Source organism: Segetibacter koreensis DSM 18137, from assembly GCF_000374045.1.
Lineage (GTDB): Bacteria > Bacteroidota > Bacteroidia > Chitinophagales > Chitinophagaceae > Segetibacter > Segetibacter koreensis.
The window spans coordinates 300,885-318,227 of the sequence record NZ_KB893314.1 but is presented as its reverse complement, the minus strand read 5'-3'; the positions used below and the strand labels follow the sequence as shown (position 1 = coordinate 318,227).

The 17,343-nt window shown below is 35.9% G+C and carries 13 protein-coding genes; 4 read left to right on the top strand and 9 right to left on the bottom strand.

All coding sequences use genetic code 11. The features are described from left to right. Positions 1-157 precede the first annotated feature (157 nt). Both B154_RS0101460 and B154_RS0101455 read left to right on the top strand, forming a co-directional pair. Positions 158-1,255, top strand: a complete 1,098-nt coding sequence (locus tag B154_RS0101460) for an NHL repeat-containing protein (RefSeq protein ID WP_018611266.1) — start codon at positions 158-160, stop codon at positions 1,253-1,255. Positions 1,256-1,378: 123 nt separating this feature from the next. Then, the gene (locus B154_RS0101455) at positions 1,379-1,777 is read left to right on the top strand and encodes an acyl-CoA thioesterase (protein ID WP_018611264.1); all 399 of its coding nucleotides are present in this window, start codon (positions 1,379-1,381) and stop codon (positions 1,775-1,777) included. Between the two features lie 26 nt (positions 1,778-1,803). On the opposite strand, the gene B154_RS0101450 is transcribed toward B154_RS0101455, so the two are convergent. Continuing rightward, entirely contained in the window at positions 1,804-2,280 is a 477-nt protein-coding gene (locus B154_RS0101450) for a YciI family protein (protein WP_018611263.1), read from the bottom strand. A gap of 159 nt (positions 2,281-2,439) precedes the next feature. On the opposite strand from B154_RS0101450, the gene B154_RS0101445 reads away from it, so the two are divergent. Continuing rightward, positions 2,440-4,596: a glycoside hydrolase family 3 N-terminal domain-containing protein gene (locus tag B154_RS0101445; RefSeq protein WP_018611261.1), complete on the top strand. Its 2,157-nt coding sequence runs from the start codon at positions 2,440-2,442 to the stop codon at positions 4,594-4,596. 27 nt (positions 4,597-4,623) lie between these two features. Here the strand turns inward: B154_RS0101445 and B154_RS0101440 are convergent, their stop codons facing one another. Beyond that, positions 4,624-5,538: a COG2958 family protein gene (locus B154_RS0101440; RefSeq protein ID WP_018611259.1), complete on the bottom strand. Its 915-nt coding sequence runs from the start codon at positions 5,536-5,538 to the stop codon at positions 4,624-4,626. A gap of 146 nt (positions 5,539-5,684) precedes the next feature. On the opposite strand from B154_RS0101440, the gene B154_RS0101435 reads away from it, so the two are divergent. Beyond that, on the top strand, positions 5,685-7,025 hold the full coding sequence (locus B154_RS0101435) for an alpha-L-fucosidase (protein WP_018611258.1): 1,341 nt from the start codon (positions 5,685-5,687) through the stop codon (positions 7,023-7,025). A 272-nt stretch (positions 7,026-7,297) separates the two neighbouring features. On the opposite strand, the gene B154_RS0101425 is transcribed toward B154_RS0101435, so the two are convergent. From B154_RS0101425 to B154_RS0101395, 7 genes are all read right to left on the bottom strand, one after another. Further along, positions 7,298-8,392, bottom strand: coding sequence for a glycoside hydrolase family 18 protein (locus B154_RS0101425; RefSeq protein ID WP_018611254.1), 1,095 nt, complete (start codon positions 8,390-8,392; stop codon positions 7,298-7,300). 103 nt (positions 8,393-8,495) lie between these two features. After that, complete coding sequence (locus B154_RS0101420; protein WP_026259888.1) at positions 8,496-10,886, bottom strand: LTA synthase family protein; 2,391 nt, start codon at positions 10,884-10,886, stop codon at positions 8,496-8,498. A 526-nt stretch (positions 10,887-11,412) separates the two neighbouring features. Further along, on the bottom strand, positions 11,413-12,654 hold the full coding sequence (locus tag B154_RS0101415) for a PQQ-dependent sugar dehydrogenase (RefSeq protein WP_018611250.1): 1,242 nt from the start codon (positions 12,652-12,654) through the stop codon (positions 11,413-11,415). Between the two features lie 83 nt (positions 12,655-12,737). Continuing rightward, positions 12,738-13,787 (bottom strand): glycosyltransferase family 2 protein, encoded by a 1,050-nt coding sequence (locus B154_RS30440; protein ID WP_018611248.1) that lies wholly within the window; start codon positions 13,785-13,787, stop codon positions 12,738-12,740. A 5-nt stretch (positions 13,788-13,792) separates the two neighbouring features. Then, positions 13,793-14,698, bottom strand: a complete 906-nt coding sequence (locus tag B154_RS0101405) for a glycosyltransferase family 2 protein (protein WP_018611246.1) — start codon at positions 14,696-14,698, stop codon at positions 13,793-13,795. 10 nt (positions 14,699-14,708) lie between these two features. Further along, complete coding sequence (locus B154_RS0101400; RefSeq protein WP_169337633.1) at positions 14,709-15,713, bottom strand: polysaccharide deacetylase family protein; 1,005 nt, start codon at positions 15,711-15,713, stop codon at positions 14,709-14,711. Between the two features lie 4 nt (positions 15,714-15,717). Continuing rightward, positions 15,718-17,328 carry a glycosyltransferase gene (locus tag B154_RS0101395; RefSeq protein WP_018611243.1) on the bottom strand — a complete coding sequence of 537 codons (1,611 nt, stop codon included), beginning with the start codon at positions 17,326-17,328 and terminating at the stop codon, positions 15,718-15,720. Between the last annotated feature and the right edge of the window lie 15 nt (positions 17,329-17,343).

Below are 17,343 nucleotides of genomic sequence, written 5' to 3'. Positions count from 1 at the left end.
TCTACAAAGTGATTTTTATGAACCTGATCTATAAGTAATCTCGCATTTCATTTATCAATCATCTGATCTTAATGTAATCATTATGAATATTAAAAGATTATTATTATTTGCTTTTGTAGTTACAACTGCTTGCTCATCATGTTCAAAAAAAGATATAATGAGACCGGCATCCGGGGGACCACCTGACGGTGATTCCTCAAGTGCGGCGTTTAACGTGACTGTTTCTACTATTGCAGGAAAGTTAGATGATCGTGGTAATGCAGAAGATGGAAATGGAGCAAACGCACGTTTCTGGAATCCTACCAAAATGGTGTATGATAATCGTAATAATATTTTGTACGTTGCTGATGGTACGGTTATAAGAAGTATCGATATGCAGAATAATGTAAAGACATACATACCTCTTGGTGCAATTGGAAGCTCTTACAATGAAATTCTCGATATGGATGTAGCACCGGGAACTGGAGGTACATTATATATTGTAACTAAAGAAAACGATTTATGGAAAATTGAGCCAAACGGAAATGTTGGGAAAGCAACCAACATTGTAAACAGAGTGTATGGGGGAAATGCTGTAGGAGCTTTAAATTCAGGTGATCATTTTGATTTACCAAATGGACTGGCCACAGGCGCAAATGGACAAGTTTACTTTTTCAATGAACCATGGAGCACAATTCATCGCATTACATTTACTTCTCCTTCAACAGGCAAGGTAGAGCTTTTTGCAGGGAAAGCTCTAACCGAGAGAGGAGGAAATGGAAATCCTTATCCATTCCGGGACGGCCGGGGTGAAGAAGCTACTTTTGGAAGCCGGGTATCAGACATGGCTGCAGACGGCAATGGCAATATTTATGTTGCAGATTTAGATAATGAACTTGTTCGCAAGGTAGCGTCGGACGGAACTGTATCATCATTATTTCAATATAAAAATAAAATTGGAGTCGATATAGACGGGCCGGTAGCAACTGCACAATCAAACAATGTTACCCAGGTAACTTCTAACCAGGATGGTAGTTATATATTCTTTACTACTTTCGGTAATGCCGCAAATAATTTATCTGCGTTAAGACTAGTAAGGCCTGGCAAAGATGTAACCACACTGGTTGGCTATGGTTATAGTGGCAACTATGGAGATGGAACAGGAAAAACGGCAGGATTGGGACAAATAGGTGGCATCGCTTCAACACCCGACGGAAAGACAATTTATATTTCAGAACCGGGAAGGAAAGTAATTCGAAAAGTTGTTTTACACTAAGTAAAAGTAAAATTATTAGAGAGTAAGGGTCACTTTATGAGTGGCTCTTTTTTTAGGGCTAAAGCGCGTTGAAAGATTATTTATAAATAACTATCTTTCATTAACTTTATTCAAACCCGGCTTATGAACTTCCACACACGGAAATGGATAAAACCTGAAGATTTAAATCCAAACGGGTCATTATTTGGAGGCAGCCTTTTGAGATGGATAGATGAAGAAGCGGCTATCTATTCAATAGTGCAACTTGGTAATAAAAGAGCTGTCACAAAATACATATCAGAGATAAATTTTGTCAGCTCAGCAAAGGAAGGTGATATTATTGAGCTTGGAATTACTGCTACATCTTTTGGGCGAACTTCTATTACTTTACGTTGCGAGGTTCGTAATAAAATTACCCGCAAAAGCATTCTTACTATAGAAAAAATTGTTTTTGTAAACCTTGATGAAGAAGGAAATCTCACCGCTCACAGAAAGACACATATTACTTATATTAAAGACCAGTTTGAGGAAGAAAACGGGTAATGACAACAATTCTTCCTGGTATTAAATTATTCTGCAACGCTTTTCTTCTCAACTTTTTTATGAAGTTTCGCCGCTTCAATCAGTGCGGCAGACCCATACCAGGGGCGAAGTTCCATTTCCAGCACACCTGCTTTAATGGCAGGGTCGGTTTCTGTTAATCGTTTCGCCTCGTCAATATTTTCTACATTAAAAATAAAAATACCTCTTACGTTTTGATTATCGAGGAATGGACCTGCTACTATTAACTTACCTTCATCTGCTAATCTCATAATGTTTTTTAAATGCGCCATTTGAATTTTTACGGCTTCTGTTGAATCTGAAATCTTCGTTTTCCCTGATTTTAAAAAGGCCATTACATACTTTTTCATTCCATATTCATCCGCCCCCAGTTTTGTGGCTAAGACAGAATCATAAGCAGGTTTAGAACTTTCTCTTGCATTTGTTTGTGCAAAAGATTTTATAAAGAAGATAAAAAATGGAATAAGCAATATTGCGTTTTTCATGTTCTTATTTTTGGCTTTTTTACATGTATTTCACTGTAATTGTTGATTGTAAAAAGTATTAACCACTAAAATAAATACCACAATACTTTGTTATTATCTACTTTTATTAAAGATAATAATAGAATATTCAGATTTAAAAAAGATATCAACTTTTGCAAAATGCATTTAAAATTGTTGATTGTATTAGCGGCATTTGCTTTTGTTGGCAATATAACTATTGCACAAAATACTCCTTCATTTCGTAGCGCAAAAGCGCCAATGGAAGCAAGAGTAAATGACTTATTGCATGCGCTGACGCTGCAAGAAAAAATATCAATGCTTGGCAATAACAGTCCTTCAGTTAACCGGTTAAACATACCTGCTTACAATTGGTGGAATGAATCGCTGCATGGTATTGCAAGGGCAGGTGAAGCAACGGTGTTCCCACAGGCAATAGGAATGGCGGCAACATTTAATGATACATTATTGCAAATGGTAGCATCAGCAATATCAACAGAGGCACGGGCGAAGTATAACCTTGCCGCCAAAATGAACAGGCACCTGTGGTATATGGGACTTACCTTCTGGTCGCCAAACATAAATATATTCAGAGATCCAAGATGGGGCAGGGGACAGGAAACTTACGGAGAAGACCCCTTTCTTACGTCAAAAATGGGTACAGCCTATGTAAAAGGATTGCAGGGAAATAATCCGGATTATTTAAAGGTATCGGCATGCGCAAAACACTTTGCTGTACATAGTGGACCGGAAGCAACCCGCCACACTGCTAATGTTGTTGTAGATGAAAAAGATGTAAGGGAAACATATCTCTATTCATTTAAGAAACTAGTGGACGCAGGCGTAGAGTCGGTGATGTGCGCTTACAATCGTGTGAATGGTGAGCCTTGCTGTACCGGTAAAACTCTATTGCAGGAAATACTGAAAAACGAATGGCATTTTAAAGGACATATTGTAACAGATTGCGGAGCGCTTGATGATATACTGGTAAGGCATAAAGTCATTAACACAAAGGAAGAGTTGGCTGCCGCGGCTTTAAAGGCAGGAATAAACCTGGAGTGTGGCGGTGTTTTGCAAGAAGATGTGTTAGCAGCTATCAACAAAGGATTGCTGAAAGAAGCAAATGTAGATAGTGCTGTAAGCGGCATACTTCGGACTCAGATGAAATTAGGAATGTACGATAATGATTCTTCTTTAAATCCTTATAACAGTTACGGCGCAGATAGTGTTCACAATGCTTACCATACAGAACTGTCAAGAAGGGCAGCGCAGCAAAGCCTGGTGCTGCTAAAAAATAATGGAGTCTTGCCGCTGCAAAAAGACAAATATTCATCGATACTGGTTACGGGAGCCAACTCAGCATCGTTAGAAGCAATGGTAGGAAATTATCACGGAATGTCAGGAAACATTGTGACGTTTGCCGAAGGTATTACTAAGGCCGCAGGTCCGGCTACTGTTGTGCAATACGACCAGGGAAGCGATTATACTGATACAGTTCATTTCGGCGGTATCTGGGCATCTCAGAACAGTGACCTTACCATTGCGGTAGTTGGTTTGACTCCTTTGCTTGAAGGAGAAGAAGGTGATGCATTTTTATCAGCTTCCGGTGGTGATAAAGCTACTTTAAGTTTGCCGCAGGCACATATTGCCTTTTTGAAAAAGCTGCGGGCAGCACACAAAAAACCAATTGTTGCTGTAGTAACTGCCGGAAGTGCAGTTGACATAGCGGCTATTGAGCCTTATGCTGATGCTGTTATTCTTGCCTGGTATCCCGGTGAACAAGGCGGCAATGCCCTCGCCGATATTTTGTTTGGAAATGTATCTCCTTCCGGTCGCCTGCCTGTTACTTTTTATCAATCGCTCAGTGACCTCCCTGATTATACAAGTTATAACATGAAAGGCAGAACTTACCGGTACTTCAATGGAAAAGTGGAATATCCTTTTGGGTATGGACTCAGTTACACCACTTTTGCTTATAAATGGCAACAGGAACCTCGAAATAATTATTCATTAAAAGATACTATCCGTTTTACAACGACTATACAAAATACAGGTCAATATAATGGTGACGAAGTAGTGCAGGTTTACGTCGAGTATCCTAATTTGGAAAGAATGCCATTAAAGGAATTGAAAGCATTTAAAAGAGTAAGTGTAGCAAAAGGTAATACAAAAAATGTAGTTTTAAACATTCCGGTAACCGAATTGCAAAAATGGGATTTAGCAGAAAATAAATGGAAATTATACAAAGGAACTTATAGCATTTGTGTAGGCAGAAATTCGAGTGATTATATTTTGAAGAAGAGTTTTAGTGTGAAGTGAGGTGAAATATTTATATTTTTCTTTTTCCTATTTTGCTTTGAATGTCTTTTTCAAATCTTCGGTGTCAAGAATTGTATCATATTCCTTTTTATGAATTTTTTTACTCGATATGTCAATCTTAACCCGAGTCAAGAACTCCTTGAAATCTGTGTTCATTGTTAGTTTATTAATTGTTTCCCAATCTAATGTTTCGCGATATTTTGCTGGTAATAATATTTCAGAAGAGTGAGGGTCATCTACATTTAGAATTATTATTCCTATTCCAAACGATGTTGACAGTCTTGTTAGTTCATCAACAAAGTCTGTCTCCTTAGAAATTTTGGAGGCGACTAAATAGCTTTCGTTTGCCCAGGAAGAATTTGATACCGTTTGAAAAAAACTTTCTCTTAAATTCCCAAAATGAAGTTCTCGTTTTAATTCAAATGATAATAATTTTATTGAAACATTTCCGATTGCTGAACTAAGTTCATATACTTCCGACTTCCATTCATCAAGTGGATAATAACAACCAACAATGTCTGGATGTACCCATTCTTTAAATTCTTTTTTTGACGATTGAGAGTGATTAATTGTTTTAGTATAACAACGTAAATGATAATAAGCATAATAACTTAAGTAAGCATGTAAATCTCTTTCTAAATATTCGAACTTCTTCTTTTTAAGAACAGGTTCAACTGGATTTGGGCTAATATTAAAATCCACGCTTTTTTGGCCCTTTAAATAAAACTTTTTTGGCCTCGTGTCGGTCTGAGCAAAAGGAGTCTTAGGGTTGTCTTTTGCATTGACATAAATCTGTGCACCAAGTGTAGCCCAAGGTGTTTTGCCTTCACTATTTAGCTTATTGTCATAGCCTTTTAAAACAGCACTTTGCCATATTTCGGTTGCCGTTAAAGGTTTTTTTTCATCTTTTAGTACTTGTTCTGCTAATTCTAAAAATGTCATTTATTTTATGAGTTTAATGTAGATGTCATAAAAAGGCCTTAATATACTATATATCCATTTTAAGTACTCATACTTTAATAAAAAAGAAGATTTTTAATAACTAATAAAAAAACATTTTCTTTACTACTTTCACAAAAACGCTCCTCATGAGAAAATTATTGTTGCTTGCTTTATTAATGACTTCATTACAAAAGCTTTCCTTTTCGCAGGATACCTCGTACACCGCGTCATCGGAAAACCTTAAAGCACGCGAATGGTTTACAAATTCAAAATTTGGATTGTTTATTCACTGGGGACCATTCAGTATTCCCGGTGATGGCGAATGGGTGATGAATAACAAGAACATTACGGTAAAGAATTATACACGTTTAATGGACTTTTTTAATCCCATAGATTTTAATGCTGCAGAGGTAGTAAGCATGGCTAAAAATGCAGGAATGAAATACATTACGCTTATTACTCGTCATCATGATGGCTTTAGCATGTGGGATACAAAGTATTCTGATTTTAATATCATGAATACCCCTTATAAAAAAGATGTGGTAAAGATGATGGCTGATGAATGTCATAAGCAAGGCATAAAGCTATTCGTCTATTACTCACTGCTCGACTGGAGAAGAACTGACTATAGCTACTGGACTGGTCGCACAGGAAAGGGAACCGGCAGAACTGAGCGCGTCAACTGGAGCGATTATATTCAATTTATGAAAAACCAGTTAACCGAGCTGTTAACCAATTATGGAGAGATAGCAGGCGTATGGTTCGATGGACACTGGGACCAGACAGCACCTGAAGGAGCAGCAGACAGAACTGCAAAAGTTGATTGGCATTACAATGAAATTTATGGTTTAATTCATAAATTACAACCGCATGCACTGATTGGTAACAATCATCATATGGTACCTTTTGCGGGAGAAGATTTCCAGATGTTTGAAAAAGATTTGCCCGGTGAAAATAAATCAGGCTTAAGTTATCAGCCACCTTCTCAAAGACTTCCTCTTGAGACGTGTGAAACCATTAATAACTCATGGGGTTTTAATATTACCGATACTACTTATAAATCAACAAAGCAACTGATAGACTATCTTGTAAGAGATAATGGTTATGGCGCTAATTTTCTTTTAAATATCGGTCCAATGCCCAATGGTGCAGTACAGCCTGAATTTAAAGAACGCCTGGATTCTGTAGGCAAGTGGCTTGCAGTCTACGGCGAAAGTATTTACAATACAAAAGGTGGTTACATGAAGCCACAGGCATGGGGAGCTATTACCCAAAAAGACAACAAAATGTATGTGCACCTGTTAAAGAAAGATGTACCTTCTGTAACCCTTGAAAACTTTCCTTATAAAAAAATAACAAACGCATATTTATTAAAAGACAAAACAAAGGTGCAAACAACTTTTAAAAATGGTACTGTAACTATTACCTCACCTACTCTCAACGACAATGAACCAGATGTAGTGATTGTGCTGGAAACAAAGTCTTAAATTAAAGGCAGAAGGAAAAAAGAAATAAAAAATAAAGAAAAAGACCATAAAAAACGTTCATAAAAAAGTCGACTGGTGTCAATAGTACTGACACCAGTTCTTGCATAAAGCGACTCATAAGGTTCAGTGCCGAGCGCATTGCGAAGGCATTCAAAAACATGCGCAGCAGTTTTTGAACGAAGCTTATGGAGCGCTGTTGCAAGAACGAAGCCCTGCGGCTTGAGCTGCAAAGTTCTGAAAACCTTCAGCTCAAGCCGGTAGCAGTCATCCTATTAATGCAAAGCTTTATCAATAGCATCTAATAAACCATTTGACGTTTTATCTTCCCCTAATTGCCAAAACATGATTCCTCCCAAATGATTATCTACAACATATTTTGTCTTTAGCATAATAGACTTTTCATCATCAAAGGTCAGCAATTGCTTTTTAGCAGAAGAATACATGTAAGGAGCTTTTGCTGTGTCATCCCAATAAGAAACAAATCCTTCATTTTTTAATGAATCCACATTCAAATTCTTATAAGAAACCCCTTTGTTGAATTTGCCTTTTTGGTATAAACCATTCAATGAGTCTTGCTCAACATCAAAAATTCTTCCATAAAATGCAGCGCCAATTATCATCTTGTTTCTGGGCACTCCCGCGGAATCAAGATAGTGAATAGCATTGTCTGTAGACTCTATTTGTTGCGGTGTAGAGTACAAAGGTGTGTGGTGACCGGTGAGGTTACTGTTGCCATTTACAAGGTCATAAGTCATTAGATTTATTTTGTCTACCATTGGGGCTACCTTAGCCCAATCAATTGACTCAGCCAGGAACTTTGTAAATCCACCTGCTGCAAAACTGATTTCATTCTTTCTGCCTAATTTTTTTCTTAATACTTTAACCAATTCAGTAAAATTCTGCTTATCATCTTTTGTGTACTGGTGGCCTTCAAAACCAGGTATAGAAGGATATTCCCAATCAAGGTCTATTCCGTCTGTTTTAAAATATTTATTTAATTTTTTTACTGATTTTGCAAATTCTTTTCTGCCTGCCTTTGCTGCAAAAACTGGTGAACATGTTTCACAGCCGCCCCAACCACCTAAGGATAAAATAACTTTCAGTGAGGGATTTCTTTCTCTTAAAGAAACAAGTCTTTGAATGGTTAAAGTATCTTTCAAATTATCTACTGAAAGTTCGTTACCTTTTAAATGACAAAAACTGAATATAATATGGGTTAGTTTTTCAACCGGGTAAGCGCTTACACTTTCTGCATTTCCTGCATAATAGCCAATAACCGCTATTTTGTTGCTTTCGGTTTTTTGAGTCGTTCCAGTCAGTGCAATGAGTAAAAGAAGAAACATAAAAGTAAATGCCTTCAAATTCATACTTTGTTTTGTTTAAATAATTTATGTTGATTTAATTTTCCCGACATGAAAATCTAAATTACATACATTATGATCAAAGAGCCTAATAATAAAAATGTTGGTTTTACTTGGTTTTTTCATTCTTCCACTGGCTGTATTTTTTATTTTGATATTGAACCCAACCTGCTAAAATTTCGTGTTCTTTTTGAACTATTTCAGGGTATTTATAAGAAAGGTTGTCTAATTCTTTAGAATCGCTTACCAAATTATATAATTCATCTTCCCGGGTATCAGCATTATAAATATACTTCCAGTCTTTGTCCCTCGTTCCTAAAATTAAATCTGTATATGGACTGAAAAAGAACGTACGATCACCCGGTGTATCTTCAAGTAAACTTTTTCCCTGCCATTCTTGTGGCTTTTCTAATCCTAATAAGTGAGTAATAGTAACATCTATATCAACAAGGCTATGAATTTGCTTATTCTCGGTCTTTTTAAAAATAACAGGGTTGAAAAGAATACAAGGTATATGTACGTTTTCTTCATATACCCTTGATGCATGAATTGTTTGATCATGTGTACTAAAAGCTTCCCCGTGGTCGGCAATAAAGATCACTAATGTGTTTTTTAGTTTATTTCTTTTTTCCAGTTCGGTCATCAATTTACCGAAAACCATATCAGTGTGATGAAGGGCATTTAAATATCGGTTTAGATCATCATTTTCCCGGGTATAAAATGTTTCACTTTTAGTATAATAAGGGTAATGTGTTTGATTGGTCCATAACACGCTGTATTTCTTTTTCGATGGCGATTTGTCCATCCAATTTAAATAGCTTTCCAGTAGACATTCATCGTTAAGCCCGTCAAGATTTGAGTGAGTTGTAGAAAACTTTTTGTCGCACGGAATTGTTGTAAAATCCTGAATGGTTGAAAAAGATTGTTTTTTCGCATATTCATCCATATTGGAATATCGTAAGTCAGAAGAAAAAAACAGCGAAGTTTCCCAACCGTTACCATTTAAAACGCGAGGCAAAGAAGCAACCGGTAGTTGCAATCTTTCTCTTAATTCAGACTTGTAATCGATCTTAGGAAAGATGCCTGAGCATAACGTAAACATAGAATAGGGAGTGCTGGGTATAGGCGCATACATGTTTGTATAAGCTTTTGATATACTGCTCCATTTCTTAATGTTCGGGGTACATTTAAATGTAGAATCATAAATGTCTATTAGTTGCTTAGGTGTCGACTCTGAAACAAATAAAATAATATTATCAATTAGATGTCCGCTATCTGGTTTTGAAGAATAGAAGTTATTGTGATAATTAGATACATATTGAACTGTTTCATCAGAAATTTTTGTTTTCAACAACTCCTCTATGCCGGTTGGATAGAAAACGGACGAGATAAAAGCTGTTGTCGGCGCTTGTACTTTGCCAATAGTATAATAATTAGTTTTGTATTCATAGAAGCTCATGAAAGTGAAAAGAATTAATGCTGAGAATATCATTACTTTCCACTTCCTCGATAGTAATAGATTTTGTAATAGGAAAGATATAGATAAACTAATGATAATATAACTTGCTAACAATAGCAAAAGATTAAGCTGTAAATGTTTTGTAAGTGCTTTAGCAACTCCTGCTCTTGCATCATTGCCTTTTAAAAAATCTGAATAGTAAAGCCACTTATAATTAAAAGGAGTTCCTAATTGCTTTACTACTTCAATATTTAATAATGAAGCTAAAACCGTAGATAGAATCACTGCACAAAAGGTGACAAATACAATGTTTCTTACAAATATTTTTTTTCTGAAAAGATAAATTAACGGAAAGAATAAAACGCTGATAAGTAATAACCAAAGCAAGTCACTAAAGACTGCCCCTAAAACAATTGATACTTTTTTATGGAATAATTCAGCAATTTCGGCACGGGCAAGAAAAATGTAAATAAAAGCTGTGGTAAGCAATCCTGATAAGATTAGGCTCTTGATAGGGTACCCTCTTTTTTTAAATAAAAAAAATACAAGGGGAAATAAGAACAACGATAAGATTATAAACTGCTTGCCCAACAAAAGAATAGAAAACTTCGGTTCTTCAATATCCAGTTTTACATCTCGTAACTCAACTACTTTATTATCGACAAAATCGCTTGAATAAAGAATTCCCCGGTTCGTGTCCCATCCATTTATATTTTCTCCATGATGACCCTTGGTCATTAAGAAATAATAATCTAACCTGGTTGCATAAGGAAGTGTAAAGGAAGTATAAAATGAGTCTCCTTGATGAGACATTTGTGTGTAGGCCAACGTATCTTTCAAATATGTATTCTTTGGCCAAAACTTTTTTTCAGGCGTTTTCCAAAAGTTTATGGCCCATACTATATATACTTCGCTAACCTCAGAAGTTTTATAGACAAACTTTTGACTTATTAACCTTTTTTCTGCGACCTGTTGGGAAGATGACTGAAAGGAAAGCGTTATTGCAAAAAAAAGAAGTAAATAAAATTTAATTAGCCGCATTAGCATATGGCGCATACTTAAGCAAAAGTGTTGAAATATAATAGCAATTAATAATAATTTAAAAAGCCTGAAAATCCAAATCAGGCATAACTTAAATCATTTTATTTATAGAAACCAATTGTAAGAGCAGATAGTTTTAACAATAGTTGCAACTTCATTTTGACAAGAATGGGGGATTGAAGCAGATTTTTTGAAGCGATTCTGAAGAATGATAACAATAAGTTGTTATACAATTAAAAGTTGCGGCAGTATTTTTGCATCCTGTAAAAGGAAAAGTCGGTATTTACAATTATATTGAAATACTTACTTACAGTACATTTCGAGTAAAAACTAATTTTACACCTTTTTTTCATATGGCAAGCAATCGTTAGAAGGCCGCTGTTTCTACAGCGGCCATTTTTTTTTATTGCACGTAAGAATTTTTTTAACAGGTAATAACCAGTTAATTTTTGATCACGTATCGCAGCAAGATTTCATGTAAACTTGATGTTGATTATTGTAAATCAAAAATTAAAAACATCAGCATTTATTTTTTGTATTGAAGACGATAAATTGTTCCTTTCGCATCATCTGACACATACAACGAACCGTCTGGCCCCTGTGCTAAACCACACGGTTTATGTTGTTCTTTTTCAGTTGTAAAATTATCTGCAAAAATTTGCCACTTACCCGACGGTTTCCCATTTTTAAAAGGAACAAATGCCACCACATAACCTTTATGAAGTTCTGCTGAGTTGCCATGAAAAGCAATGAAGGCGCCGTTTTTATACTTTTCAGGAAACTTATTACCCGTATAAAATATCAAATCGTTTGGCGCAAGGTGAGCAGGAAATGCAACAAGTGGATCAAGTGCATTTTTTCCGCCAGTCTTTTTTCCATCTCCACCATATTCGGGAGAAAGCATTTTTTTATGTTGAAAGTGGTCGTAATAAACATAAGGCCAGCCACCGTTAGAACCCTTATGTACCTCGTACATTGTTTCTGCTGGTAACATGCTGCTTTGTTCTGCTGTAAGATACTTGGGGTAAAGGTCTCTGCCATGTTGCATTATAAACAACGAATTCGTTTTGGTATTCCAGTCAATACCAACTACGTTTTTAAAACCGGTCGCGTAATGTATAGCATCTTTATATTGCTGGTTTAGCTTATTGGTTTTAAACCGCCAGATGCCACCAACAGAATCCAGCAAAGGGCAGGGATAAGGCGCTTTTTCTGCATTAGGATCAACAAGACAGGCATTTATATAGGAACCAACATTTACATAAATGTTGCCGCTGTTATCTACCGCTATGGCTTTTGAGTTGTCCCTGTCCCTGTTTACCAGGCCCTCAATGATCTTTTCCGGTTTATTAGGATTGATAACCTCTCCATTGTTATCTAATTTATAGCGATATACATCATCGTTAGACGAGGCATATAAATAATCGTTTTTAATACAAATTCCGGTACCAGGATAATCGCCGAAAGCCATTTGTTCATCAAACTTTCCGTCTCCGTTTGTATCTTTTAGATAGATAATTCCTTTCCCGTCTTTTAATCTCGACAGTTTTACATAAAGATTACCTTGTTTGTTTACTGCCATGTGTCTCGCAGCATCAATATTTTCAGCAACAACGGTTGAAGTAAATCCGGCAGGAAGATGAAGTCTTGGAGCTGTTGAAGCGCCTGTGTTTTTTACAGCAGATAAATTTCCTGACTGAGAAAATGCAAATTGCGTTATAGCAAAAGAGGCAATAATAAGGCTCGATTTTAAAATTAATTTTTTCATATAACTTTTTAGTGAGTGGCAAAGGTAGCAATTGGAGTAATGCATTATCCGAAGGACAACATTATTACCAAATCAAATTGATTTTACGCAGATTCAATTTCATCGTCAGATAGATTGATTTTAAAAAGCCTGCGGAGGATGGCGTCTCGAATACGAATAAAGAATGTAAGAAAATAGCCTGTTTGAATGTAAAAAAGAAAACGTCTTATTCCTTTGAGGTTTTCTGCATAAAAAGATATAATAAATTCTTTTTTGTATTCAAAGGCTTCTTCAACACCTTTCTTGTCAAGGTTTATATTTTCTTTATAAAGAATGCGTTTTGATATGTATTTTAATTTCTTGATGCATTGTAAGACTGCCGTAGTAGTATTTTTTTGCAAAAGTGGTTCAAAATTGTGCCTGTAGCATTCTATTTCACTATATGTCAATTGGTAATCTTTTCCCGTGTAGTAATGTATGTTTCGCAATACCTGTTTATGTTGTGCTATTTCATATTCTTCCTTTTTAGTTACATGCGATAGGCTTTCTGCAGTAATGCGATAATCCAACAAGACTTCCTGCATATGATGTATCTTGTATTTTCTGGAAATCTTCCACCACAGATCAAAATCTTCCGAATAAAACTGGCTGTATTTTCCGACATCGATCACAGCGCTTCGTTTGTACATTACTGATGAGTGATATATCCAGCATATAAAATTGAGATTGTAATAATAGTACCTGTTTTTAAAGTGATCAACTCTTACGGGCGTCTTATCTGGTAATATTACCTGTACGCGCGAAGAAAGCAAAGCATAGTCAGGATTAGCTATAAAAAAATCATACTGTTTTTGTAACCGCTCAATGTGACTGATATCATCAGCATCCATGCGGGCAATAAGTTCTGCCGATGCCATTTCTATACCCTTATTTAGCGAAGCAGAAATACCAAGATTAGTTTGATTTTGAATAAAACGAATTCGCCTATCGGTATAAGAATTAATTATTTGAACGCTCAAATCTGTAGATGCATCATCAATAATAATGAATTCAAATTCATTTAAGCTTTGATTTAAAATGCTATCAATAGATTCGCTGAGATATTTTTCGGCATTAAAAACAGGCATTAAAACAGTAATCAATGGATTATTCACTGTAGTTATAATCTTTTTGAGACCTGGTGGATTTGGGAAAATATTTTTTGCAACTTGTATTTATAAGGATGGCGGTACGGCTTAAGGGCCTTGTTTAATAATTGTAATAGTTCAGTCGACTGCAGGTTATTTTTATTTAAATAATCCTCCAGCCATTCAAGAAAGTATTTTCTTACAACTTCATAATTTCCCTCGTGTTTTATTTTCTGCACTAGCGAACCTTCTCTTTGCCTGTACCGGTTATTGCAAAGAGACGAGAGATAAACCGGCTCGTTCAAATACATTTTATGAAGAAATGCCTGATCTTCATACAACTGATACTTCCCGCGGAAATGCTCTTCAAATCCCCCGTATTGCCTAAACTTATCTGTTCGAATCATAATTCCTGAAGGACAAGGTGCCGGATTTTCCGATAAAGGGTATAAAATCTTTAATAATGATGGCGGATAAAAAACTTTATCCTGTTCTTTTCCAACTTCTATGATTATATCTTCATCCGACTTGTCGGCCCAACTATACCAATATTGGGATGCTTCACAAAGCATAGCAATCTCAGGATAAGCATTCATTAAATCAACCTGTAATTGTAACTTATCAGGCAGCCATACATCATCCGCATCTAAAATTCCTATAAGGCTTCCCTTTGCTTTTGAGACACCGTAATTCCTGCTGGCACTGAGGCCTTTATTGCCATGATTTTCATGATCGAGGTAAAATATCCTTCGTGGGTAACTGGCCGCATAATTTTTTGCAAGAGTTGTACTGTTGTCACTTGATCCATCATCTACCAATATCAATTCCCACTTGGTATAGCGTTGGTTAAGGACACTATTCATGGCCTCTTCAAGAAATCGCTCTTCATTTAAAAACGACGTTATTACTGATACTGTCGGGTTTAGTCCGTCATTCATTTTAAAACATTTAAATGCCCTTTAACCACATGTAAATTTTTTTCTCGAATTCTTCCCGATTCCAATTTTGAACTGCAAATCTGCCTAATTGAAAAATATCCGAATCTCCAGTAACGGCCTTGCTTTCAGTTGTAAAAGCCGCTTTTATTTTTTGTTTCTTTAAAACAGAAATGGTAGAATTATTATAATTTCCATATGGGTAAGCAAGAATGTCAAGCGCTTTTTTGCAGTTTTTTTGCAGGTATTCCTTGCTTTTTACTATTTCATCTTGCTGAACCTCAGAAGAGTGATAGGCAAGGGCTGGATGTGTTTCAGTATGAATACCTATTTCAAATAACGTTTGAGCGTTAATTTCTTGCAGTTGCTGAAGGTTCATTGGAAATTTCAGTTCGTCATTACTTTCAGCATATCTAGACCAATTTTTAATTTCATCCATTATCCTAATTATCCTATCGAAGGGCAGGGGTTTTAAAAGTTGCCACAGTTCAATATATAACTTGCACCTTTCCGTTGGCGGGCTATCCTGACCCGTCCACTTCTTTTGCATTTCCTGCTTTTGGCAGTTTAAAATATTGTCGTCTGCTTCAAATTTGAAAGTATATGTATTTTCATTAACAGGCAGTGAAAGTGTTTCAGGTAATTCTATTGAATTTAATACTATATCTTCTAACTCATCCCACCAAAACTGTTTTTTCTGGTTGATGTAATAAGTAGGAATGAAAAAGGTCGCCGGACATGCAGACTTTTTAAGTAAAGGTTTTGCATAAACAAAGTTATCTGAGTAGGCATCGTCGAAGGTTAAACATACTGCATCACTCTTTATATCTTTAGTTGCGAGCTGGTTCATCAATTCGTGCACAGAAATAACAGTAAAGTTTTCTTTTAATACAATAAGCTGTTGTTCAAAATTTTCAGGGGTTACTGCTAATTGCCACGGATCAGTATTTACTTGCGCAATACGGTGGTACATAAGCACAATAACTTTAGCACCTTTCCGTTTTCTTAGTTTTTGCATTATATTAAACAACATATTCAGCGGGCTTTACAGCGACTACACTAATAATTACCTGGTAATGCGGATCCCTTTCATCCATTTTTTGTTTACTGATCTCAGGCAATCCCATGCCATATAAAAAAGCCGAGGCGACCAATACATTTCCAAAGGTTTCAACTTCAATGTTATCCAAAGGAAAAACTTCTGATAAAATTTGTCTTATTGATGCATCAGTAAAGGACCACATCCAGTATTTGCCCCATTCATCCTGCGCTATGTGACTAATGCCAGGCACAGTAAGCAATAAAGCGCCACCTGGTTTTAAAATACGATAACAAGTTTTAACTGCATCAGCATAGTTATAAATAAGATGCAAAGTTTGAGTAAGAACTATACAATCAAAAGAGTCGGCGGGTACCTGGGGGGCATTGCTTAAATCTCCCACAAAAGTTGCTTTTGCATTATTTTCATCTATGTGCAGTATATCACTTTTAGTTATCCGTGAACCTCCATATCGAAGTGTATACTCATTATCACCAATTTCCAAAACTCTTCCTTTAATCAGCAGTTTCTTTTTCTCAAGAAAGTTTTCGATATAGTACCGATCTACCGGCCCACCCCTGTCATAACCAAATTGAGTGCTGAATGGGGTTGTTCGATCAAAGTCACCAAGATTTACTTTTCCTGCAACAGGGGCAGATGTATTATAAGCACGTGATAAAATGCCTTTCAATTTTTTAATAATCATAGGTGATTTGGCTATAACCAATTTAAAGAAAAAGGTTTGTCGGTACTTAAAAAGCATGTTAAGTTCGAGGAAGTTTGTTGATCTATCAGAAGAAAACCCGTTTTTCAGCTTATCATATACTTTTTCACAATAGTATTGTTTCCAAACATTCAGTCCTTTTTTTAAGCTTTTCTTTTCAATCTCATTTCTCAACAATTTTTTTTGCCTGTATAAAACTGCTAAAACTGTTGTTAGCATTAAGGGGATATCGCCAGACATATTTGAATTATGGATCAAATAAGCTGCAACATTTTCCTGGTGATGAATAACAGGAAACTTTCTCGAAATCTTTAAATACAAATCATAATCCTCACAGGCTTTTAAGGTTTCGTCAAAACTAAAATTTTCAAATATCCATCGCTGGTACATCACGGTTGCATGCATTCCTATATAATTGCCCTGCAATAGTCTTTCATAATGATTCGAATCAACTGCAATTTTCTCCTCTTCTAAAACGATGCCGTTGTCTGCTACTTTTTGATGCGATCCTGAAACGAAAGCTATTGCAGGATTTCGTTGAAGCTGTTCAACATTCACTTCCAATCCCTTAATAAATAACCAATCATCTGCATCTAAAAAAACGAGGTACTTGCCGTTACTATGATGGATACCTGTATTTCTTGCCGCAGAAAGTCCTTTGTTTGCCTGCTGAACATAAATAACTCGTTCATATTTTTCAGCAACCTCACGGGTATTGTCGACAGATCCATCATCAACTATAATTATTTCATGAGATTTATAAGTTTGATCAAGAACACTTTTAATAGCGGTGTCCAAATAATTACCATGATTATAACAAGGTATTATAACTGACACAAGAGGCATATTTATATTGACAGCAGTGTTCATTTAAAATAGATGCAG